This is a genomic window from Aeromonas sp. 6P (assembly GCF_051919525.1).
Taxonomy (GTDB): domain Bacteria; phylum Pseudomonadota; class Gammaproteobacteria; order Enterobacterales; family Aeromonadaceae; genus Aeromonas; species Aeromonas veronii.
This window is the reverse complement of record NZ_JBQBEO010000002.1, coordinates 1,465,733-1,486,533: the sequence shown is the minus strand read 5'-3', so window position 1 is coordinate 1,486,533 and position 20,801 is coordinate 1,465,733. Positions and strand designations below refer to the sequence as shown.

Below are 20,801 nucleotides of genomic sequence, written 5' to 3'. Positions count from 1 at the left end.
AGCAACAATAAAAAAGAGAGGCCAGCCGGCAAGGCTGGCCCCTCTTTTTTCAGGCCGATGGCGTGACAGGTGGCTCTACTCGGGCATGGCCGAATCCTCAAGCTCCCCGTCTGACTCGCCGCGGGTGCAGTCGATGATGGAGCGCTTGGGGTTGTTGGGATCGCGCAGCAGCAGGGGCGCCAACCCCTCGTCATGCTTCTGCTCGTCACCAAACTCGCTGCCGTAGGCGTTGTGGGTCAACCGGCGGGCATTGGCGATGGGAGTATCGACAAAGAGAGCGTGCACTTCGAAGCTGGAGGCGGGCACGATAAAGCCGACCACCGGCAAGCCGTGCAGCTCCTCGTGCACCTTGTACCAGGCAAAGCCGTCGCTCACCTTGTAGGGGGTGTAGTTGGCCAGTTGTAGATTGGCGGGCCTGCCCGTCTCATCCACATAGAGATCGGTAAATTCACAGGTCGCCAGCCCCTGCCACATCCGCTCGAATGGCGTCGCACAGCCAGTCAGTTGCAACCCGGCCAGCAGCACCAAGCCTCTCTTCCACATTCCCCGCCCCTTCTTGCAAAAATGAACCGGCGCTCAGTCAAACGCCCGCAGCCGCGTCACCAGCAGATCGATAAAGCCCGGACGATCCAGCCCCAACAATACCAGCGCATTGGCTGGCTTGCCGGTCAGACCATAACGATCCACCACCGTCATCCCCACGGTATGCTCACCCCGGGTCTCGATATCGACCCGGCACTCGACCCCGTGGAACAGCTCGGGAGCCAGCAACCAGGCAATGGTACAGGGGTCGTGGAGCGGTGCACCAGCAAATCCCCACTTGGGATCCCGATGGTAGATCATGAAAAAGTCGAGCAGCCCGGCCACGCACTGGGCCACCGGATTGGTGATGGCGCGCACCCGCTCGATATCCTCATCCATCACCTGCGCCTCATGGGTCACATCGAGGCCACACATGGTGATGGGGATACCCGACTTGAACACCATATCGGCCGCTTCCGGGTCCACATAAATATTGAATTCCGCCGCCGGCGTCCAGTTGCCAGCCCCTGCGGCGCCCCCCATCAATACGATGCGGGCAATCTTGGGTTTGAGCTCGGGATGCGCCGCCAGCAGCAGGGCGATATTGGTCAGCGGCCCGGTCGGCACCAGGGTCACAGGTTCTAGGCTCTCGCGCAGACATTTGGCCATCAGCTCGATCCCCGTCATCCTCTGCGGTGCAAAGGCGGGATCCGGCAACTTGGGGCCATCGAGGCCCGATTCGCCATGGACGTTGTCGGCGATGATCAACTCGCGGGCCAGCGGTTTCGGTGCCCCCGCCGCCACCGGAATATCGTCACGTCCCAGCAGGGTGAGGATGCGCAGGGCATTGTTGAGGGTCTTGTCCGGCGTCTGGTTGCCCGCGCTGGTGGTGACCGCCAGCACGTCAAGTTCAGGGCTGGCCAGCGCCAGAATCAGGGCGATGGCGTCGTCGTGGCCGGGATCACAATCGAGAATAACGGGCAGTGCCATGGGATGAGTCCTTACAACATAACAGGGAGCCATACCTTAACAAGCAAGCCTCGGATGAACTCGGGAGGGGGTCACAAAACGGGGCCTTGTTGCTGACCTGGGCGGTTTGCACGGCACACCGCCCCGCTCAACGCGGCTCATTATCAAAAGGTTGCATGGCGTCATCCCATTCATTTTCCGAGACTGCGCACCGCCCATTCGCCCAGCCGCGCCGGTTCGGGTATGATCGCCCCCCGTTTTCTGCCCGTGCCCCCTATGTCCGTTATCGTCGATACCTTCATTGCTCCGCCCTGCAAGGCCGCCATCGAGATCCTGTTCGAAGATGAGCACCTGCTGCTCATCAACAAGCCAAGCGGCCTGCTGAGCCTCTCGGGCAAAAATCCGCAGAATCTCGACTCTGTTCATTATCGACTGGTGCAGGATTTCCCCGGCTGCACCCTGGTGCATCGCCTCGATTTTGGCACTTCAGGCATCATGGTGGTGGCCAGAAACAAGGCCATCAATGCCCTGCTCTGCCAGCAGTTCAGTCAGCGGGCGGTGAGCAAAGCCTACAGCGCCCTGCTGTGCGGTCATTTGATTGACGACGAAGGGGTTATCGACGCCCCCATCGCCAAGGATCCGTCGATTTTCCCGCTGATGAAGATCTGCGCCGCCAGCGGCAAGCCCGCCCGCTCCCGCTATCAGGTGATTGAGCGTCTGGATCAGCTAATGCAAGATCAGGCTGTGCCACTGACCCGGGTGCGGCTGGTGCCAGAGACCGGCCGCACTCATCAACTGCGGATCCACAGCCAGTTGCTGGGCCACCCCATCCTCGGCTGCGATCTCTATGGCGGTCTGCTGCAACCGGGTTGCGAACAGGCGCCGCGGCTGATGTTGCACGCCAGCGAGCTGGATTTTACTCATCCGGTAAACAGCGAGCCGATGCAGATCCGCTGTGCCGCCCCTTTTTAGAGGCAATGGGTAGAGGCCGTCAGTAGATGGTAATAAACGCGAGTGCGGCGGGATCAGTGAAAGGGGTGACGGGAAAAGAACAGGGGACAAACGGCGGATAAAGATAGGGGCCGTGCTTTCGCAACGGCCCCCACCCCCCACTCTTTGTGATGCTATCAGATCAGCTTGCGGGCAGCGCCCAGTACGATCTTGATGGCATCAGATTCGGTCTTCGCCATGGTCTCGGCGTTCGGGATCTCTTGCTGGGTACGGTTGACGATAACGCCAGCCACCATACCGGCACGCAGGCCCTGGCTGGAGCACATGGTCAGCAGGGTTGCGGACTCCATCTCATAGTTCAGCACGCCCATGGCTTGCCACTCTTTCATGGAACCCTGGAAACGGCTCACTACGCGGCCGGATACGGTGTCGTAACGCTCCTGACCCGGGTAGAAGGTGTCAGAGGAGGCAGTCACACCGATGTGCAGCTTGGAGCCCATCTCTTTGGCGGTGTTCACCAGCGCAGTGGTGCAGTCGAAGTCGGCAACAGCCGGGAACTCCATCGGAGCAAAGTGCAGGCTGGCACCGTCGAGGCGCACGGAACCGGTGGTCACGATCACGTCACCCACGTTCAGGTGCGGCTGGATGGCGCCAGTGGTACCGATACGCAGGAAGGTGCGAATACCCAGCTGGGCCAGCTCTTCTACCGCGATGGAGGTGGACGGGCCACCGATACCGGTAGAGCAGATGATCACGGCCTTGCCGTCCATCTCGCCGCGCCAGGTAGTGAATTCACGATGGCTGGCCAGGTGCACCGGGTTATCCAACAGCTCTGCGATACGCTTCACGCGCTCGGGGTCACCGGGGACGATCGCCAGGGTGGCGCCTTGCAGATCCGCTTTCTTCAAACCCAAGTGAAATACATCAGACATATTGGACTCCTGGTTGCCCCCTGCCAGCATGGTCAGGGCACAAGTTAAGATGATTCTTTATGATACTTTCAAGCCTTTACCCCCCTCTTCGGGGAGGCGCCAACTATGGTCGAAAGCGCTTTCCAATTCCTTGAAGCGCCTCACACTTCCACGCATTGACAGTGACAAACATTGCGCAAAACGTTTGCTAACTCAATGAAATAATTGACAAACGTTTTCTGCCAATCGAGTCAGATGCAGGAAAGTCAAGCCTGGTTCAGCGCTTAATTAACGACTCGTGATCGACCCCGTAAAGTTGTAAACAAGATGCTTTTGTATCCCTTTCTAGATGGTAGCCTAGCTCTCAACTACCACTTAATGGCTAACTATAGGAAGTCCATCATGGCTACATTCAAGTTCTATATTCCCGCTATCAACCTGATGGGTGCCGGCTGTCTGCAAGAGGCTGCCGCCGATATCAAAGGTTACGTGTAGCCCGCCGCGAAAAATGAAAAATGCTTTCGCTAAAAACGAAAACACGCCACAACGGTAGTTTTATCAAACTTGGTGAACCGGTTTCGCAGACTTTGATAAGAGGTATCTAGGCGTTAAACGAAGAGATTTAAATGGCCACATCGCGTGGCCATTGTCTTTCTCAGCGGGTGAGGTCTTCTATCTTGACCACCTTGCCGTTGATGATCGTCACGGCCTGGGGGATAGCGTTCGCGCCTTGCTGATATGTCCAGCGCTCCCCGATCTTGGGGGCATCCAGCAGGCGCTCGTCGATAATATCCTCTTTCATCAGCGGCTGGCCGCAGCTCTTGAGTACATTGAACGATGAGTCGCCATCACTGATTAAGGCGTTCTTGCAGCGCATGGCGCCTGCATTTGCTGTCAGGGGCAGCAAGGCGACCAAGCCGAGTAACATCCAGTGTTTCATTTGTCCTCCACTAAAAACTCACTTGAGCCCTCCACTCTACACCTCCAGCTCAAAGGTGGGTAGATCCGGCGCCTCTCCTGCCAGCTCCCCTCCCCTGTAAAATGCCTTCTTGCCGATGGCTACCCCAGTGCCCCGCACTGTGACCGTTCCACCCGCCAACGCGGTGAGAGTGGTGGTCATGGTACCTACTGCGGTCACGGTACCAACCAGCAAGGGATCAGCGCCCGGTACCAGCTCTAGGAATCGCTTAAACAGGTTCATACAAATCGCTCCACACTTAGTTGTTGGCGCACCGTCATGGCCCGGTTCTGCAATGCAGCAGAGACCCTGACGCCCCGGTTATAGCCCTTCCAACCGTCCACGGCGAGCAATGCCCCCGGCAGGATCAGCCCGGTATCAGCAGACAACGGCAGCTCGATGGTCTGGGTACGCTTGGGCATGGTCTTGGCCAGCCCCACCACACCCTGGGCACGGGCAGCCGTCACATCACACACCAACGGGTGGGTGATGGTCGGCGCTTGTTGCTCGCCAGCTGTCCCCTGGCGCACAACCCTCGCACTGATGCCCTGATGGCCACCGCTCACCCAAATCCCGTTGGCGGCATGACCCGGCTGGAAGTCACTGCCCAGGGTAGTAATGATGGCGCGGGGGATCGCCACATCGGCCACAGCAGTATCAAGCTGCCATGGCACTGTGGGATAACGCGGTTTGATGACCAGATGGCGGTTGCGCTGGTGTGGCAGCACAAAGCCACCGGCCGCCTCGGCCAGGTACCTGACCACCTCGATCGGGGTCTGGTTATTCAGGCTAAAGAACCCGGCAGGCACCAACCAGTCAGCCGCTTGCCAATCCAGCGTCCAACCCACCGGCAATACGGCAGCAGCCAGCTGGGCCATGGTCGCGGCAGCAGGCTCGCTTACCGCCTGCGCCAATACATGGGTCGGTGACAAGTAAGCGGTACGCGAGCGTCCCGTTAGCGTTGCCGACTCGCGGCCAAAGCTCTGGCTCGATTGCCAGCCATCGCACACGCAGTCCCATTGCTGACCGTTGATATGAATGCTGACCTCTTCCTCATCGGTCAGTGCAGCCGCCGCGATACGGGGGATCTGGGCGCTGAACTGCCATGCCCAGGAGTCGGTATCGAGCTCGATACTTACCGCCGTGGCAGGGATATCGAGCCCATCGCGTACCCGTACGATCTTCGCTGTATTGCTCACCAGATAGACCCTCCTGGTTGGAATAACGATTGCTGCATCACTGCCGTGCCAAACAAACTCCAGCTCGGCCTCGCCCCGCTTGCGCCCGAACTCCAGGCGCAGGGTTCGCTTGTCTGGGCGCTCCGGGATGATCGGCGGCTTCGGATCCTGGCTGGTGCCTGGCCCCGGCTGCATCGCCTCCTCCCAGCCATCGCGCCACCCCTTCCAGAGCGGCAGGCCAAGGCGCAAGCGGCGGCCATAGAGCAGCAGGCCAACGGCATCGCCATGGCTCCACTGGTCGGCCAGCCACACCTTGTCAAAGCGCGGTGGGTTGCGATAACCGCCGACCTGCCACATACCGGCCTTGTCACCCTCGACCCAGAGGGCGCGATTGACGGCATGGCCGGGGGCAAGGTGCTCCACCTGCTGGCCATGATCGTGACCGGTGACCAACCCCTCCTGGTACTGACTGCGGGCCAGCTCATAGCGCTGGGGCATGATGGCGCTCTGCTCCACCTGCTCACTGCTGGCGGGTTCGGCCTCCTGCCAGCTGACGGCGCCCACGGTGCGAGCCAGTTCTGGCCGCTCCCAGGTGCTGGCTACCCGGCTGCTCACCAGACCGGCCCGCTCCCACTGGCTTTCCTGGGCGGCGCTCGGGCCACGGAATACGTTGATATCGTACTCCCCGGCGATCACCGGCACCGGCTGCTGATTGCTGGCCGCTATGCCGCACTCAATGACGAATGCGCCCACCATGGCGCAATCTGGGGCGGTGGTACTGGCGAGACTCCCCTCCAGCACCACGGCACCGCCCAGCGCGGCTATGGGGCGGTCTGGCTGGCTGGCCCAGATGGCTGGCAGGGTCAGCAGGTCGGGGGAGACGGCCAGGCGCGGCGGCATGGAGGCGCCAACCAAGATCGCCTCATAGCGCACCACCTCGGCCTGGTTCAGCTCCAGCTGTCCGGTCTGACTTCGGGCCTTGCGTAGTTCTAAGCTCGCATCCTTTCTGGCCATATAGCCCCCGGTTACGGTTCGGTGATGGTGGCGTTATTGATGCGGATCAGGGCACCGGCAAAAAACTCGCTCGCCGGTATCTCCAGATCGGCGCCACTGCCTGGCACCCCCACATCGAGATCCGCCACAAAGTCGCCATCCCGGTCAGCAATGCGCCCCCAGGTGGGGGCGCCGCTGGCGGTGGCCATCTGCTCTGCCAGGGGTTTCAGGGTCAGCACCCCGCCGCTGACCGTCTTGGCACAGGGGTGGCTGAACTTGAGCACCACCAGAGCCAGCTGGTCGGTGATGGCCGCCCCCGGCGCCGGTCTGGTGCCGGTGTAGACGGTCAGGGTAGCGCTGGGGCCGCTGCCGGTGTCGATGGCAGTCGCCAGCAGCTGGGCGCGGCTGGTGCGCAGCGTGTCCACATAGGTGAGCATGGCTATTTCCTCTTGAGCGGGGCCAGCATGGGGAACGGCGCAGGGGCCACACCCCCGCCAGGCGGGTAGGGTTTCGGTGCCTGGTAGTCGGCGGCCACGGCGTTATAGTCGGCGGGGCCATAGGCAGGGTCATCCTGGGCGACCACCATATAACGGCGATTCAGCCAAAGCAGATCGAACCGATATACCCCATCCGATGCGCGGCTGTAGGTCTCGCCAACCAGTTCTCCATCCTGAGTAAAGCAGAGCACCCGCCGCCGCACCCCCACCCCGCTGATGGTCACCGTGCTCTCGATATAGCCCTGTTCCACATTGCGAACCCCATCGCGGATCCAGAAGTAATCCCGCCCCTTGCAGAGCGGGTACTGGGTCTGTTGCTGGAGGTTGACCGGCCCAGCCCACATCGTCGGGGTGCCGCGCCACGCCACATCTTGCGGCTGGAACTGGCTGCGGGGCTCTTGGTTGGCAGGGATAGCGGTGAGCGGTACGGCCCGAAACAATATGGACCCATAGAGCAGATCGTAACGAGCTTGGCGCTCGGCTGCCGTAAGCTCGCGGTTATAAAACGCCACATGAGCCATTGAGGCCGAGGTGACCCAGCTACCGCCCCGAGAAAACAGATGAATGGGCAGGCTGCCCTGGTTGCCCTGGGTGCCGTTGCCGGTGGCGACCGCCCACTCCTTTAGCACCAGGCCATTCAAGTAGATTTTAGTGACCCCCTGCACACTGGTAAAAATCATGTGATTGAGGCCGGTGACAGGCCCGGCGCGGCCATTGGCATCAGAAACAGAATGATCCCCCAAAATAAACTGGAAGGAGGGGGCAGGCATACCTAGCGCCGTGCCAACACTCTGTAAACTCCAGTTTTTGTTGTCCCCACCTCGTTCGGCGATGATCAAGTTGTTATCTTCCGAGTGGGAGATTAGGCACTCCATGGTGAAGGTACGCCCCTTGTACTCGGCCCGATCCGGGATCACCACCAAGGGCGAACTCATCCCCTTGGTCAGGGTGACATCCATCCCCCATAAGGTGCTTTGTGACTGCTGAAAGCTTCCGCTCTGACTACCGTGGTTAGCATAGGGAGATATATCTCTCCCCAAGTTGGCTAGGGTATCCAGCGGATAGTAACCCACTGGGTTACTAGCCAGAATCATGTCTCGCAATGCTTTATCACTTGCCATCGCTTACCTCCATGGGCCGGTGATATCGAACCCAATCAGTGAGCGCGGATCTAACTGAAATACGCCCGCCTGATAGAGTCCACGAATGAAGCGCACCTTCTTGCCTGGCAGCGCGGGCAAATCACCAAAGTTTTTACGATGCCAAGCAGCGATATCACCGTATGGCACAATAAGCCCTGGCATATAGCCGCGCAGATGGTTGCCGGTCTCTATCACCATGCAAGGATCGGTTGAAAAGTAGAAACCATTGTCAGGCCCGTTAGGCACCGGCAGCCCATTACCAAACCGGCCAAACAATCCCTTAAACCACCAACCTGTACTCCCAAATAATTGGGAATAAGGCCGAGCCATGGCTCTGTATGCGGGTTGGTCAAATGCTAAAAATGCATTCCCCCAGCTGTTTGAACCGTTCTGATCTCGGTTTGACCATGAAACAGTATTCTCAGCTGCATTGCTGGTCAGGTAATGGCACAGCACGGCATGATATCTATCGCCTGGTCTTACACTCCTGATATAACCGGCGCAATAAACCTGCTGATAGCCATAGTTACCCATTGCAGGGATCAGATAAAACATTTGTGGATCGCCAACAATGTCCCACGTCTTAGGGCTATAACGCTGGGTGGCTGGCAGGCGAGCATCATAAATAGTGGTATAAGTGTTGATATCAACAACATCCTCTACCATCGTAACTTTTGCCAAATGCGCAGCAGAGCCATAGGCGTTAGTACCAGTCCAGCCAGTAAATGCGCTGTTATCAATCCGAAACGACACGTTCCCCGATTCGCTGACATTGGTGGGACGCACGATAAAGATTTTCCCGTCACCGCTTTCGTGGGTGATCGTCCAGCCCAGCGGCGCCACCTTCATGGTCATGGCCGCGCCGGAACCCGCCGCGCCGGGGTTGCCACCGTCAATCTCGAACCACACCTGAGTTGCGGTGACCTGCATCACCCGATGCTCGCCGTTGTAGGCGGCAGGCGATACCCCATCGACCTGGACAACTGAATCTTGCAGATAGGCATGGCCGCCGCTAAAGGTAGCCACCGCCCACCCCTTGGCAGCATCAAACGACAGGGCATTAATCGTCAGGGTGCCAAAGCCGGTGACCAGCACCGCCTTGAGCAGCGCTGCCAGGGCGCCATCTGCGGTATCGCCCAGACTCGGGGCGCCTTGCATTTCGCTTGCAAACCATTTGACCTTGTATTCAGCCATGTTGCCGTTCTCCATGGTGGGGCGCAGCTCTACAAAAGAGTGCCCCACAAAAAATAATGGGCGGGGCACGGTGCCCCACCCGGTTAGCGGTTAACGTTGCCGCGCAGTTGCAGCTCAAAGCGGTCGCTCTCGCTGGCCGCCACCGATTGCAGCACGGTACGGATAGCCCAGATCGGGAAGTTGGCCGCCTTGGTGTTGAAGCGCAGCACGTTGCCACTCGCCCAACCAGACCCCCAACCACGCTTGTCCAGCCGAAAATAGGGCTGGCCGTTGTTGGGGTTGATGGGGGCAAAGTCGGTATTCACATCCCCCAGCGCAATCTGGCCCACATGCTCCCCGACCAGCACAAAGCTGGTACTGGTCTGGAAGATGATGGCCCAGCGCTCCTCCAGGGTGGCGCGGTTGGTGACCACGATAGGGAAGTCGGTGTCGTTGTACTGCGCCGTGGTGGGGTCGCCGTCTACAAAGTCCTGCCATTTGTTCGTCCAGGTTCGCTGGTCAAACAGGTTGGTGTAACGCGCCCACAAGTCGCCCATGATCAGCGCTGACGACACCAAGGTGTCAGCAGCGTCATAGGCGTGAGACAGGGGGCGGGCCAGCACCAGGCGGCCAGAGATCTCCACATCGGTGACCAGGCTCATATCCTCAATCCGGTGAACCACCGCCAGCGGCTCCACATAGCCGGTCAGGTTCAACGGGGTGGCCAAGGTGACCACGCCGCTATCCAGATTGACGCTGTAGAGCGCAGGGTCGAGCCGCTTGCCGTTCTTGTCCTCCACATGGCAGTACGCCAGCCGCTGGCGCCCGGTGTTGAACTGCTGGCCAGCTGTCACCCCCAGCGGGTAAGCACCGCGCTTGGTGCTATGCACCACCACGATGTTGCCCTTGCGGATAAACGGCACCCGGCCATCAGACGGCAGCCGCACCGGATCCAGCCCGATAATGTCGGCATCGAGCGGTAGATAGCTGAACACCACGCAGTTGAAGCGAATGGAGTCAGCCACCACGCTGATCGGCTTCCAGATCTTGCCATCCTCCCCCACCTGTTCGGCGTCATACCATGGCTGGGTCTCGTTGCCCGCTGCCGTGACCTTGCGGCCAAAGCGCACGGTGACGATGCCGGTCTGATAGTTCACCTTGCCATCCATGTCAGTGGTGGTGAAAAAGCCGTCCCCGTCTGCCGTGGCCTCGATACGGCGCCCGCTGGCGGTGTTGGCGCTGATGTAGAGGCTGCCCGGTGCCAAGGGTGCGCCGGGGGTGCGAAACGTCACCGCATCCACCGATTGGGCGCTGAATGAGGTGGCCAGACTCTGGAGCGATGGCTGGGCCGGTTGCCCGGCTGCCCAGTCGGCCAGCACCGCCAACCCGTTGGAGTAGTCGATGGTGCCCGCCTGGATGCCTGCCCCCGTCTCTGGATCCGGGTCGCGGTAGAGCAGCCCTTGCCGGTCAACGTAGGTAGAGCCGCCCAGGGTGAAGCGCATCGACCCCTCCAGAATCGCCTCGGCAAAGCCTGGGGTAACGTCTATGCGCAGCGCCTGAGCGGTCAGGGTGGCATTCTGGGCCAAGGCCGAGTTGTTGTTGCGGTAGGTCACATCCACCCACCCCTGTTCCCCATCAGGGAAGGTGTAAGCGGTGTTGTGGTACTCGATACCGGTCATCGTCCAGCGCTGCACCGCGATCTGGTTGTTGCCTTCCCAGCGGGTGCCCACGGTCACCCAGGCATATTTCGGCTTGGGCAAGGGGCTGGAGCCATCCGGCATAAAGTGCAGGGTTCCCGCGCCGTAGTCGATGGCCCCCAGCACCACACCGCTGGCATCGATCAGCTTGCCCAGCCCGTCATCGCGCAGGGTAATGATGGGATCGCGGGTCTGGATCACCAGCTCCTGATCGTCCACATCGAACTTGTGATAGAGGGCGTTGAACTTGACCCGCACCGATCCCGGTGTGAGGTTGTGGGCGCCGCCGCCGTCCTTGCCGTCCAGGGTGATGGAGAGGTGCCCCACCTGGCCGGGGGTATTGAGGCGCCCCGGTTCGATATGGCGCTCGGTCACCGGCTCACCGTACTGGTACTGGGCGGCGTACTCCTGACCCAGTGCGGGCAGGGTGACGTGCTCCAGATCGATGATCCCCTCGGCATAGTTGATGATGCCGGTGATATCGCCGCTTATCTTGCCGTCCCCCGCCACATCGGTGGCCCGCTTGCCATCGCCCCAGGTGAGGATCACGCTCTTGGGGGTGATCCCCTTGTGGGGGAGCTGCCAGGCGCTTTTGCCGATGCTGATGGCCTGCCCGCTGCGGTTGGTGTAGTTCACAGGGGTGGCCCAGCTGAACATGATGGAGGTATCCACATCCGGCAGGGCGCCCAGGGTCAGCATCACCGACCCGGTGGCCAGGTTGATGGTGCCAGAGCCATAAGAGCGGTCTAGCCCCAACAGCTCCCCGCGCCCGTTGTCTTTCAGGTCATACCATTTGCCTTGCGCCATAAAGCTGACGGTAGTGGTGCCCGGCGCCGGGGTCGGATGCAGGGTGATGGTGTAGGCATAGCCCCGGTTGTTGGCGGCGATCTGGATCTGGGCCGTGTCAGCAATACGGGCAGGGCGGGCAGCTGGCCAGAAAGAGACGGTCTTGCTCTGGGTGCCGTAGTTCGGGCACTGGGCATTGAACTCCAGCTGGCCACGGCCATAGTCGATGGAGCCGACCACCGACCCGGCAACAACCAGCTCGCCCCCCTTGTCGGTGATGGTGGCCGCGCCGATGGTGATGGTCACGGTGCCAGGCTTGGCCCCGCTGCCCAGGAACAGGCCACGGCTCGGGGCGATCACGGCGGCGGTGTTGATGCTCACCAGCCCACGGCCAGAATCGACAAGGCTGGCCAGCTCACCGGCAGCGGTCAGATCCACCGCGGGGGTCTCGCTGCGGGCCGCAGGCACCAGCTGGGTAAAGATGGTCTTGGCCCGTACCTGCATCGAGCCAAAGGCGGCATCTTCCACCATCCGGGTAGATGCAAAGTAGTTGGCCGCATCGGCCACCACGGTTTCGCGCAGGGCGGTCTTGGGGTTGGTCACCACATCATAGGGGGTCGGCTGCTCCCCCTCGAAGGTGAAGCGCAGCGGATCCGCCAGGGTGCAGGTGACCACGTTGCGGGTGAACTCGGGTACACCAGCGATCTGGAACTTGGTCAGCTTCTGGGTTACATCCAGCACCCGCACATACTGCTCGAACTCCCCGGCCTTGTTCTCGTTGCCGACCATCACCAGGGTTTCGCCCACCTCGGGCAATCGCGCCTCAACCCGCTGGAAGAAGCGGATCGCCCGCTGCCCTTCCAGCTGGGTATCGTAGAGAAAACCCTGCCACTTCGGGCCACGCGCCAGATAGCGCTCCACCACATCGCGGGCGTTGTTGCGGGTGTCGTGGTGGTCTTTGGTGGTCATCAGGGCCAGGCCAACGTTCGGATCGTAGGGCGGCAGCAGCACGGCGGCATTCGCACCATAGTAGGTGTCGGTGTCGTCCGTCTGCACCGCCAGAAATACCTTGCGCAGGTTCACCACCCCATAGGCCCGATCCAGATCGCTGATATCGGGAAACATGCTGTTATGTTCGCCGCTGACGATCTCCTTGCCGGTGATGCGGCCGCCACCGTCCTCGGTGTCCGTCATCCGCTGGCTGGCCATCAGCTTGATATCGCCAGATAGAATGCTCATGGGGTTACCTCAGTCAGATTCAGGGTCAGGGTGTAGGGGTCACCCCCTTCCGGGTCGGCCATCTCGACCAGTGGGGTAGCCACCACACCAGGGCGGCGCCACACCACGGTGCGAGCCACGCCATCGAGCAGGGTCAACGTCATCAGCTGGGCCACCTGCGCCTCCAGCACCTTGAGCTCCTGCACCTTGGCCCGGGAGCAATGCCCGACCAGGGTCATCGGCCGCCCCTCTGGCTTAGCGGTCTCCTCCACCAGCAGGGCGCCGCTCAGGGTCGGGGTCACCACCTGCTCGACCGGCGCCCACTCGAACTCATCGCGCCAGACCAGATCATCCGGCAGCAGCACGCTGTTTAAGGTCACGTTCATTGCCGCAGTCCTTGCTGTTTAAGAATGTTGATAAAGGCGTTGGCATTGGCCTCATCGGCCTGCAGTTCGGCCGAACCTCCCGCCCCTTTGAGCTCGATAGTGATCCGCTCAGGCAAGGGCCTGCGCACCCCTGGGTAGTTGGGGCCGGGGGCTGGCTGATCTACCGTTGTGGCTGGTGGCTGGGCGGCGGCCTGGTTGGTTCTGGCACTCTCTTTGGCAAGGGCCTTGTCGAGCTCCTCCTTGAGGCGAGCCTGCATGACCTGCATCTCCTTTTGGAACTTCTCGCCGTAATACTTGCTCCACTCGCTGTAAGCCGGAATGTCTTTGACCTTCTGGCTATAACGGGCCAGCTCATCCTCAACACCAGCCAAGGTATTGGCCAGCCCCTCGGCATTCCCCCGCAGGCTGTTGATATCGACGCTCTTGTAGTAGAAGGAACCGGCGTTCACGGTGCGGGTGATATCGCCTCGACCACCGCCCCCACCGCTACTGGCAAGGCTGGTCTGGGTCTGCTTGGCCTCATCCTGTACCCCTTTAAGCCCCGCCCGCATCGCATCGGTGGCCCCTTTGGCCCGTGCGGCCGCTTCGTCAAAGCCATCACCAATCGCAGCAACAGCTTTTTTGGCATCTCCGCTCCCCCCTTTCACCTTGGCCGTGGCATCGGCGGCGATGGCCATCGACCGCGCCAGCGCATCCCCGGTGATCTTGCCCTGGGCGGCAAGTTGCTTCTGGCGCTCGATCACCGCATCGATCTCGGCGGTGGTCTTGGCGCTGTTGTAGGCTGCGGCCAGCGCCTCCTCGATGGCGGCGCTACTTGCGCCGGTATGCTGCACCAGCACATCCAGAGCGCCCAAGGTCTTCTGAAAGCCCGCACCTATACGGCCATTGGCCTGCTCAAAATCGAGGCCGAGCACCTTAAACGCTTCTGTCAACTTGGCGGGGCCATCGGCGGCGGTTTGCTTGGCAACGGCATTTATCTCGGCCAGATAGTCACGGGTGCTCTTGGCCTCCGCCCCCAGTGCTTTAACGGCTGCGGCCCCCTTCTGCCAGCTTCCGGTGGCATCGTCGTAATGCACCTTCCCCTCGGCCACCAAGCGTTCGAGATCCGCCATGCTGGTGATGGCAAAACCGAGCTCGGCTGACAGGGCGGCAAACTGACCATTGAGGCGGGCCTGAGTCTCGGAGCGCAGCGCTTGCGCCTCTCGAAGTGCCAGCTCAGCCTGCACCAGCTGGCGCAGGGCAGAGGCGAACTGGGTGATCTGGATGATGGACTCGACCGCCACGGCAGCCAGCAGCCCCTTGACGGCTGCGCCCAGTGCCCTGACCCCTATCGCAGCACCGGCTGCTGCTGTGCCCGCTGTCGTCATACCGCCTGCTGCTGTCGCTGTCGCCACAGGCATGGCAATAAACTGGGCGTAGAGGCCGCGCAGATCACCAATCCAGCCCGCTATTTTCAGGCCGACCCAAGCCTGGGCCAGTACGGTCAGCGCTGTGCGCCACTCATAGAGGGTCTGGATCAGTGACTTGAGGGTTTCCCCTATGGCAATAAAGCCATCGGAGAGGCGCTGCGCCCACTCCTGCAGGCGGCCATCATTGGCCATCCGAGCGAATTCGGCGTTTAAGTTGGCAAGCTGATTTTTGAGCCAGGCCAGCGCCCCGCTCTCGGCCACCATTCGGTAGAACGTTTCCAGGTTGTCCTGGGCATTGGAGATAAGCCCGGAGAGCAGGCTCATGTTGTCGGCAGCCGCACCGCGCGATTGGGTGGCAATCTCGTTCATCAGGGCAGAGATGGTCTCACGGCCCAGCTTGCCCGCCTCAGAGAGCTTCTGCAGCTCGGCAGTATTGCGGCCGGTGACCTTCTCCAACATGTCCCAAACAGGAACACCTCGTTCCATCAGTTGCAGGATCTCCTCACCCTGCAGCTTCTGCTTGGCCCAGGCTTGGCCAAGGGCCAGGGAGATGCCCTGCACCTCTTCAAAACCGCCGCCCAGCTTGAACGCTTGATCGACAATGCCCTGCATCGAACCATTCATTGGGTCGATACCGAACGCCTTGAGCCGCACGAAGACCTGAGTGACCTGATCGAGCTGCAGGGGGGTGTTCTTGGCAAAGTCCTTGATCCAGGCTGACGCCTCTTTGCCACCGGCAATCGACCCCATCACCGCCTTAAGCTGCACATCGAGGCGCTCGGCCTGATCGCCGCTCTTGAACATGGCCATCAGTTGGCTGGTAAGGGTCTGGATACCAAACCAGGTACCAGCCAACGCCACCAGACGCCCAGTCAGACTGCCGATGGCCCCCTGCAAGCCACCGGCCTGCTGACTACCCTGGCTAAACTCGCGCCCCAGTTGCTCGGTCTGGGCGACACTCTTGGTCAGCTCACGCTGCAGACGCTGCTGTTCCTGGGCAAGGTTCTTGGTATCGAGCCCGGACTGCTTGAGCCCTGCGTGGAGGCGGGTATGACTGGCTGACTGAGCGACCAGCTGGCGCTCCAGTTGCTTGACCTCGGAAGCCAGCAACCGCTCTTGTTCGGCCAGCGCCTTGGCGTCACCGGCGCCTGCTTGGCTGGAGCGGCGCAACTGCTCCAGCTTGTCACGGCTGAGCACTGTCGCCAGTTCGAGCTGGGTCAGGGCGGCTTTGGAGTCATTGAACTGCTGGATCAGCGCCTGCTGGCTGCTTAGCGATTCGAGGGTTTCAGCCAGCCGTGTCGTCTCAGCGGCCGTCTCGTCCGAGATAGGGCCCAGCTCCTGCACCTCACCCGCCAACGCGGCCAGGTCTTCCCGGCCGGTGACTTTAGCCGCCAGCTCCAGGGCAAGTTTGAGGGTGGTGTTGGTGCTCATCAGATTTCCTGCGCTCATAAGGCTACTGGGCCGATTGCCATATGGTGCAGGATGGGCAGGGAGGGGCGGGTTTATGGCGGATTAGTCATAAGCAAAGGCCCCGAGAGATCGGGGCCTTTGCGTCGGTTGAACAACAAGCAGGGGTTAAACGGTGACCGGTCGATCCACATAGAAGGGGGCGGTCTCGCCATCCACGGCCAGCAACTCCCCCTCCAGCTCGATCTCGATGGGCTTGTCGCTCATAAAGTCCACCGCCTTCTTGGGGGACAAGCTGGCACGGGGCACCGTCAGTTTGATGGCCTCGCCGCTGACGATACTGCGGCCATCGAGCAGCAGCCGCGCCTTGATCTCCGGCTGGATGTTGCCCGCGATGCGGGTACCGGTCACCGCGTTATAGGTACCGCTGACCGTCAGGCTACCGCCATCCGCTACCGAGCCCCCCTTAATCGCCCGTACCAGCCCGAGCGCATAGTTGACCTCGATATCGGTACCCACCACCAGCGCGGTGACCCCTTCCTTGATGGCCAGGCCAGTCGAGGCAATATTGCTCTTGCCCAGCTGGGCCCACTTCGGCCAAGCGGGCAGCACGACCTGCAGATCAGTCATCGTCCCGGCCCCCTGATTGATGGGGCTCTCCAGACCCATAAAGGCAGCGGCCAGCAGCACGGGCGGGATCTCGGTGGTCTTGATGGTGACCATGGCAGGCTTGGGAATGTGGTAGTTCTCCCGCGCCTGACCGTATTGCCCCTTGCGCTTGCTGGGAATGGAGATCTTCTGGCTGTCGGGTTTCACTTCCAGGCTATCCACATCGATGGGGCCAATCACCCCGGCCGAGACCCCGTTGGTAAAGGTCTCGATAAAGAGATCCCCTTCCAGGTGCAGTGTTTCGCTCATCATCGCTCTCCTTTGAATTTCACTCGGGTAGTAAAGGCAAGCGGCAAATAAGCCGCACCGCCGCTGTAACTGGGTTTGACCGGTGGGGTTTCGCGGCGAAAGGTACTGTCACCACATGCTCGCCCACTGATGGCCTGCAGGATGCGGCCAAGCCACACCCCGGCACTGACCTCCTTGGGGCTAGCACGATGCACCAGCACCAGCAACCAGAGCTGATCAAAGCTGCTGGCTCGGCCTGACTGAGTGCCTTCGCTCTCACGTTCGCCCTGATAGACCACATGCACCGCCGGGCTGTGCTGGCCCAGATTGGCGATGGCCGCCACATCGGTGGCCACAAACACCTCCTTGAGCCCTTTCGTTTTCAGGGGGGTCAGCAGCTCACGCAGCCGCTCGCCCGCCTGCAGGTAGTCGAGTTCGGTGCCAGACTGGTTGGCGGGTTGACTCATAGAAAGCCCCCCTTATCCCGCCCGAACACCCGCCCATCCGACTGCAGTTGAGCCAGGTTCTGGCTCTCCAGGGTGGCGCCATCGGATGCCAACCCCAGCGCCAGCTCCCCCTTGCCAACCGATTTCAGAAAGGCCAGGGCAGCCTCGTTGCGCTTGGCTATCTGCTCCGGTGCTTGTTCACCATAGAGACGGTGACGGGCGATATCGGCGCAGATAGGTACCAGGGCACTCGGGATATGGGCCAGCGGCAAGGGATAGCGACCCGCCAGATAGCCATCGATCAAGGCGCCTGCATCCTGCAGGGCGATGGTGATGGCCGCCTGATCCAGCTCACCGGTCGGTGTCATGGCCAGGCGCAGCAACTCAGCCTCGCCAAAGCGGATCACCATGTCATTGACGCTGGCATACATATCACTGCTCTCCGTTCTGGCCGGATGACTGCTCATCCTTGACCGGGTATTGCACTTCGGTCGCGGCGATCGCTGTCACCAGTTCGGCCTTCTTGAGCTTGGCCGCCTCCGGGATACCCATCTGCAGCGCCAGCTCGCGCAGCTCATCGACCTTCATCTCGGCCAGCGGCGTGACCTTGCCAGCCAAGGTGGCAACCCCTGCCAGATAGCCCGAACCGGTCAGGACGCCCAGTGTTGCGTCCAGATCCCCAGGCGCCGATGGTGCATCACCTGCCTGAAAGCTGGTGTCTTCAGCCAACCGGACGACCACCAGACGCGGGTCGTTCTCCAGGGTCGCGCACTGCTCAGGCGACACAACCATCTCAGACTTGCCCGGTACAATCGGCAGGCCCGCGCGAAAATAGACCTGACGAACTGTTGACGTAATCCCCACTCGAATAGCCAGTTCCATCTCTTGTTCCATCTCATGTGTTCCTCGTCATATCTGATAGAGAGGCTGTTTAAACCGGGGGTTAAACAGTGCCTGGCAGCTGTTTAACCCCCGGTTTAAACAGTGCTTGTCAGCTGTTTAACCCCCGTCTTTTAAACAAACAGCAAACAGGCATAACGCAGGGTTAGAGGTAGTCAGCCACCACCAGCTCCAACTTGCCTTTCAGCTCGTTGCTGCTGCTGCTCGACAGCTCTCGCTCCAGCATCTGGGTCGCCAGCTTCTCAAGAGAGGGCGGTACCACCAACATGGTGGCCTTCACCCCAAGCTTGCGGCCGCCATCAGCCTGAAACTCCCGCATCCTGGAGAAGGAATCCCACAGGTTGTCGGGGGTCAACGCCCGCTTGTTGGCAAAGGCCAGTTGCCAGAAGCCAAAGCCTGCGGCATCACGGCAATCGACCCCGTAGCGGAACTCCTTGCGGGTAAATACCGCCTCGTCATCGATCTTGGTCATAGCGACCAACTCCGGTGACTTACGATCCTGGAAGATGACCGGCTTGAGGGCGCGGCTGGTATCGAGCAGGAACCAGGGCTCCCCCTGGTAACCGGCATCCACCACCACGTTGGCAGTCATCACAGGGGTACCGGTACCATCGGCCTTGGGATAGACCGGGTGATCGGTGTCGAAGAAATACTGGCTGTCATAGCAAGGCGTGGTGAAGCCAGCACCGAGCAGACCGAAACAGAGCTCATCGGGGTGAATGCCCGCCGAACGGCCCATCTCGGCAAACATCGGCGCGTAGATACCCAGCTCGTCATCTGCGATATCGTTGCGATCGACAGCCACAGTGGCCTCGAAGTCTTCGTTGACGATCTGGTAACCGTGCGCCTTCATCGACTCGATCACCCGATCACCGACCCACTTGCGCAGACTGGGGAACTTGCCCAACCAGCCATAGGTGTTGGACTTGGTGGTCGATTTGATCACGGTGGCGATCTTGGTGTACTGGGCAGGCGCTTCACTCTTGGCGTCTTCAAAGTTCTTCTTGAAGCCGGTGAAGAGGGACTGCAACAGCGCGGGTGTAATCATGGCCATACGGGTGTTCCTTCTCTGGATAAATGGCGTGGTAGGGTCTGCGCTTAAGCCTGCTTGGCCTTGGCAAACTCCTCGTAGCTGATACCGAGCTGGTCAGCGGCATACTTGTCATCCGCCGAGAGCACCGCATCCCCCTTCTTCTCGGGCAGGGTCACCTGAGTGGTCTGGCTGGCGGACAGTGCGGCAATCGCCGGACGGGGATCCAGCAACGCCTTAAGGGCAGCTACCCCTTTCTGGGCGGCATAGGCGGTCAAATACTCTTCTTCGGCGGCCACCACCTTGCCCTGGGTACGGGCTTCCTTGATCAGGGTTGTGGCATCCGTGGTTTCCACCTTGGCGCTTAAACTCGCTACCTGGGCAACCAGGGCGTTATAGGTCGCCACCGGCACGAATTGCGCCAGGTCAACTTGGCCACCCGGCTGCGCTTTGAGCGCGGCCAGCGATGCCTTCTCGGCAGTGAGTGCCGCCTCCAGCTCCGGCGCTTTCTTGGCGCTGGCCTGCAGGCTATCGAGCTCGGTGAGCGCCTTCTGCAGTTGCTCATCAGTGGGATCGCCGGTCAGCTCGATGCCGAGCTTGGCCAACAGCTTTTTCAGCAGTTCATTCATGGATGTCTCCTTGGAGGGGTTGGCCAGCTGGCCAGGTTGGGAAGCGGGTAGCGCACTGAGCGCCGCCAGAGCCTGCATACCCACCACACCGGGATCATTGGTGATGGCGGCCATCCGCAGTTCCAGCGGGCGGCCCTGGGCGTCATAGGGAAAGACGGCAGAAAGGAATCGGTACTCTTTGGCAGCCACCAGGGCAGCGGCACGATCCGTCCAGCGCGGTTTGATAAAGAGGCCCTGCCCCTCGCGCCATTCGATCTCGTCACCGTTGAACCAACCGGCTGCCGGAGCCTCCTTGCCAGTCTTTTCGATATGGAGGGTCTGGTGGTCGTAGTCGATCAGGATGTCTTGCCCGAGCGCTTTGGCTCGATTGATCAGGGTGGTGGCGATGCTCTTGTCGAGCTGCCAGTGACCACCAGGAACATCAAAGGGGCGGCCATCGCGGGCCTTGAATGGGCCGACCGGTAGCAACTGGTACCAACCGTCTTCGCTCGGGCCAAGGGCTGCATCGAGCACGGCCAACCCCAGGGCTGTTGGTCTTGCATTCAAGATGGCCACGGCAATGGCGGAACTGGCGGCAGATAGGGACATCACTCTCACTCCGGCTGGTCACAGCAAACCTCATTGCGGCCAGTGTCATCGAACTGAGAATTGGGTGGGGTTTATGGTGGGTTACTGCATCACGGGATGGATCGGAGGGTAAGC

Annotated in this window: 19 protein-coding genes; 1 reads left to right on the top strand and 18 read right to left on the bottom strand. The window is 60.9% G+C overall.

Annotated features, from left to right (window positions below; all coding sequences use genetic code 11):
- Positions 1-75: 75 nt before the first annotated feature.
- Positions 76-543: a hypothetical protein gene (locus tag ACTG2J_RS07145; RefSeq protein WP_005337958.1), complete on the bottom strand. Its 468-nt coding sequence runs from the start codon at positions 541-543 to the stop codon at positions 76-78.
- A 33-nt stretch (positions 544-576) separates the two neighbouring features.
- Positions 577-1,512, bottom strand: a complete 936-nt coding sequence (rihA, locus tag ACTG2J_RS07140) for a pyrimidine-specific ribonucleoside hydrolase RihA (protein ID WP_439988844.1) — start codon at positions 1,510-1,512, stop codon at positions 577-579.
- 255 nt (positions 1,513-1,767) lie between these two features.
- Between rihA and ACTG2J_RS07135 the strand changes: the two genes are divergently transcribed.
- The gene (locus tag ACTG2J_RS07135) at positions 1,768-2,463 is read left to right on the top strand and encodes an RluA family pseudouridine synthase (RefSeq protein ID WP_439989592.1); all 696 of its coding nucleotides are present in this window, start codon (positions 1,768-1,770) and stop codon (positions 2,461-2,463) included.
- Positions 2,464-2,618: 155 nt separating this feature from the next.
- On the opposite strand, the gene udp is transcribed toward ACTG2J_RS07135, so the two are convergent.
- The 16 genes from udp to ACTG2J_RS07055 form a co-directional block, all read right to left on the bottom strand.
- Positions 2,619-3,374 carry a uridine phosphorylase gene (gene udp, locus ACTG2J_RS07130; RefSeq protein WP_005337975.1) on the bottom strand — a complete coding sequence of 252 codons (756 nt, stop codon included), beginning with the start codon at positions 3,372-3,374 and terminating at the stop codon, positions 2,619-2,621.
- Between the two features lie 634 nt (positions 3,375-4,008).
- Positions 4,009-4,293 carry a DUF2845 domain-containing protein gene (locus ACTG2J_RS07125; protein ID WP_244775124.1) on the bottom strand — a complete coding sequence of 95 codons (285 nt, stop codon included), beginning with the start codon at positions 4,291-4,293 and terminating at the stop codon, positions 4,009-4,011.
- A gap of 36 nt (positions 4,294-4,329) precedes the next feature.
- On the bottom strand, positions 4,330-4,554 hold the full coding sequence (locus tag ACTG2J_RS07120; protein WP_439997334.1) for a hypothetical protein: 225 nt from the start codon (positions 4,552-4,554) through the stop codon (positions 4,330-4,332).
- Entirely contained in the window at positions 4,551-6,503 is a 1,953-nt protein-coding gene (locus ACTG2J_RS07115; RefSeq protein WP_439997333.1) for a hypothetical protein, read from the bottom strand. Before ACTG2J_RS07115 ends, ACTG2J_RS07120 begins: the two co-directional genes overlap by 4 nt.
- An 11-nt stretch (positions 6,504-6,514) precedes the next feature.
- Entirely contained in the window at positions 6,515-6,919 is a 405-nt protein-coding gene (locus ACTG2J_RS07110) for a hypothetical protein (RefSeq protein WP_439997332.1), read from the bottom strand.
- A 2-nt stretch (positions 6,920-6,921) separates the two neighbouring features.
- Positions 6,922-7,938 (bottom strand): LamG-like jellyroll fold domain-containing protein, encoded by a 1,017-nt coding sequence (locus ACTG2J_RS07105; protein ID WP_439997331.1) that lies wholly within the window; start codon positions 7,936-7,938, stop codon positions 6,922-6,924.
- Positions 7,939-8,103: 165 nt separating this feature from the next.
- The gene (locus ACTG2J_RS07100; protein WP_439997330.1) at positions 8,104-9,315 is read right to left on the bottom strand and encodes a hypothetical protein; all 1,212 of its coding nucleotides are present in this window, start codon (positions 9,313-9,315) and stop codon (positions 8,104-8,106) included.
- A gap of 83 nt (positions 9,316-9,398) precedes the next feature.
- Entirely contained in the window at positions 9,399-13,016 is a 3,618-nt protein-coding gene (locus ACTG2J_RS07095; RefSeq protein WP_439997329.1) for a curculin (mannose-binding) lectin protein, read from the bottom strand.
- Complete coding sequence (locus ACTG2J_RS07090) at positions 13,013-13,381, bottom strand: hypothetical protein (RefSeq protein WP_439997328.1); 369 nt, start codon at positions 13,379-13,381, stop codon at positions 13,013-13,015. The genes ACTG2J_RS07095 and ACTG2J_RS07090 overlap by 4 nt, the downstream gene beginning before the upstream one ends.
- Positions 13,378-16,221 (bottom strand): tape measure protein, encoded by a 2,844-nt coding sequence (locus ACTG2J_RS07085; RefSeq protein ID WP_439997327.1) that lies wholly within the window; start codon positions 16,219-16,221, stop codon positions 13,378-13,380. The genes ACTG2J_RS07090 and ACTG2J_RS07085 overlap by 4 nt, the downstream gene beginning before the upstream one ends.
- A 144-nt stretch (positions 16,222-16,365) precedes the next feature.
- Positions 16,366-17,115 carry a hypothetical protein gene (locus ACTG2J_RS07080; RefSeq protein WP_429157885.1) on the bottom strand — a complete coding sequence of 250 codons (750 nt, stop codon included), beginning with the start codon at positions 17,113-17,115 and terminating at the stop codon, positions 16,366-16,368.
- Positions 17,115-17,561, bottom strand: a complete 447-nt coding sequence (locus ACTG2J_RS07075) for a phage tail terminator protein (RefSeq protein WP_439997326.1) — start codon at positions 17,559-17,561, stop codon at positions 17,115-17,117. The genes ACTG2J_RS07080 and ACTG2J_RS07075 overlap by 1 nt, the downstream gene beginning before the upstream one ends.
- Positions 17,558-17,971 (bottom strand): gp436 family protein, encoded by a 414-nt coding sequence (locus tag ACTG2J_RS07070; protein WP_016350132.1) that lies wholly within the window; start codon positions 17,969-17,971, stop codon positions 17,558-17,560. Before ACTG2J_RS07070 ends, ACTG2J_RS07075 begins: the two co-directional genes overlap by 4 nt.
- A 1-nt stretch (position 17,972) precedes the next feature.
- The gene (locus tag ACTG2J_RS07065; protein WP_439997325.1) at positions 17,973-18,332 is read right to left on the bottom strand and encodes a Rho termination factor N-terminal domain-containing protein; all 360 of its coding nucleotides are present in this window, start codon (positions 18,330-18,332) and stop codon (positions 17,973-17,975) included.
- A gap of 253 nt (positions 18,333-18,585) precedes the next feature.
- Positions 18,586-19,494 carry a Mu-like prophage major head subunit gpT family protein gene (locus ACTG2J_RS07060; RefSeq protein ID WP_439997324.1) on the bottom strand — a complete coding sequence of 303 codons (909 nt, stop codon included), beginning with the start codon at positions 19,492-19,494 and terminating at the stop codon, positions 18,586-18,588.
- Positions 19,495-19,538: 44 nt separating this feature from the next.
- Positions 19,539-20,687 carry a phage protease gene (locus ACTG2J_RS07055; protein ID WP_439997323.1) on the bottom strand — a complete coding sequence of 383 codons (1,149 nt, stop codon included), beginning with the start codon at positions 20,685-20,687 and terminating at the stop codon, positions 19,539-19,541.
- Between the last annotated feature and the right edge of the window lie 114 nt (positions 20,688-20,801).

Bases quoted from the DNA above. Each gene is read 5' to 3' on its own strand.
- ACTG2J_RS07145 (WP_005337958.1), bottom strand. From the start codon at position 543: ATGTGGAAGAGAGGCTTGGTGCTGCTGGCCGGGTTGCAACTGACTGGC.
- rihA (WP_439988844.1), bottom strand. From the start codon at position 1,512: ATGGCACTGCCCGTTATTCTCGATTGTGATCCCGGCCACGACGACGCC.
- ACTG2J_RS07135 (WP_439989592.1), top strand. From the start codon at position 1,768: ATGTCCGTTATCGTCGATACCTTCATTGCTCCGCCCTGCAAGGCCGCC.
- udp (WP_005337975.1), bottom strand. From the start codon at position 3,374: ATGTCTGATGTATTTCACTTGGGTTTGAAGAAAGCGGATCTGCAAGGC.
- ACTG2J_RS07125 (WP_244775124.1), bottom strand. From the start codon at position 4,293: ATGAAACACTGGATGTTACTCGGCTTGGTCGCCTTGCTGCCCCTGACA.
- ACTG2J_RS07120 (WP_439997334.1), bottom strand. From the start codon at position 4,554: ATGAACCTGTTTAAGCGATTCCTAGAGCTGGTACCGGGCGCTGATCCC.
- ACTG2J_RS07115 (WP_439997333.1), bottom strand. From the start codon at position 6,503: ATGGCCAGAAAGGATGCGAGCTTAGAACTACGCAAGGCCCGAAGTCAG.
- ACTG2J_RS07110 (WP_439997332.1), bottom strand. From the start codon at position 6,919: ATGCTCACCTATGTGGACACGCTGCGCACCAGCCGCGCCCAGCTGCTG.
- ACTG2J_RS07105 (WP_439997331.1), bottom strand. From the start codon at position 7,938: ATGGATGTCACCCTGACCAAGGGGATGAGTTCGCCCTTGGTGGTGATC.
- ACTG2J_RS07100 (WP_439997330.1), bottom strand. From the start codon at position 9,315: ATGGCTGAATACAAGGTCAAATGGTTTGCAAGCGAAATGCAAGGCGCC.
- ACTG2J_RS07095 (WP_439997329.1), bottom strand. From the start codon at position 13,016: ATGAGCATTCTATCTGGCGATATCAAGCTGATGGCCAGCCAGCGGATG.
- ACTG2J_RS07090 (WP_439997328.1), bottom strand. From the start codon at position 13,381: ATGAACGTGACCTTAAACAGCGTGCTGCTGCCGGATGATCTGGTCTGG.
- ACTG2J_RS07085 (WP_439997327.1), bottom strand. From the start codon at position 16,221: ATGAGCACCAACACCACCCTCAAACTTGCCCTGGAGCTGGCGGCTAAA.
- ACTG2J_RS07080 (WP_429157885.1), bottom strand. From the start codon at position 17,115: ATGAGCGAAACACTGCACCTGGAAGGGGATCTCTTTATCGAGACCTTT.
- ACTG2J_RS07075 (WP_439997326.1), bottom strand. From the start codon at position 17,561: ATGAGTCAACCCGCCAACCAGTCTGGCACCGAACTCGACTACCTGCAG.
- ACTG2J_RS07070 (WP_016350132.1), bottom strand. From the start codon at position 17,971: ATGTATGCCAGCGTCAATGACATGGTGATCCGCTTTGGCGAGGCTGAG.
- ACTG2J_RS07065 (WP_439997325.1), bottom strand. From the start codon at position 18,332: ATGGTTGTGTCGCCTGAGCAGTGCGCGACCCTGGAGAACGACCCGCGT.
- ACTG2J_RS07060 (WP_439997324.1), bottom strand. From the start codon at position 19,494: ATGGCCATGATTACACCCGCGCTGTTGCAGTCCCTCTTCACCGGCTTC.
- ACTG2J_RS07055 (WP_439997323.1), bottom strand. From the start codon at position 20,687: ATGTCCCTATCTGCCGCCAGTTCCGCCATTGCCGTGGCCATCTTGAAT.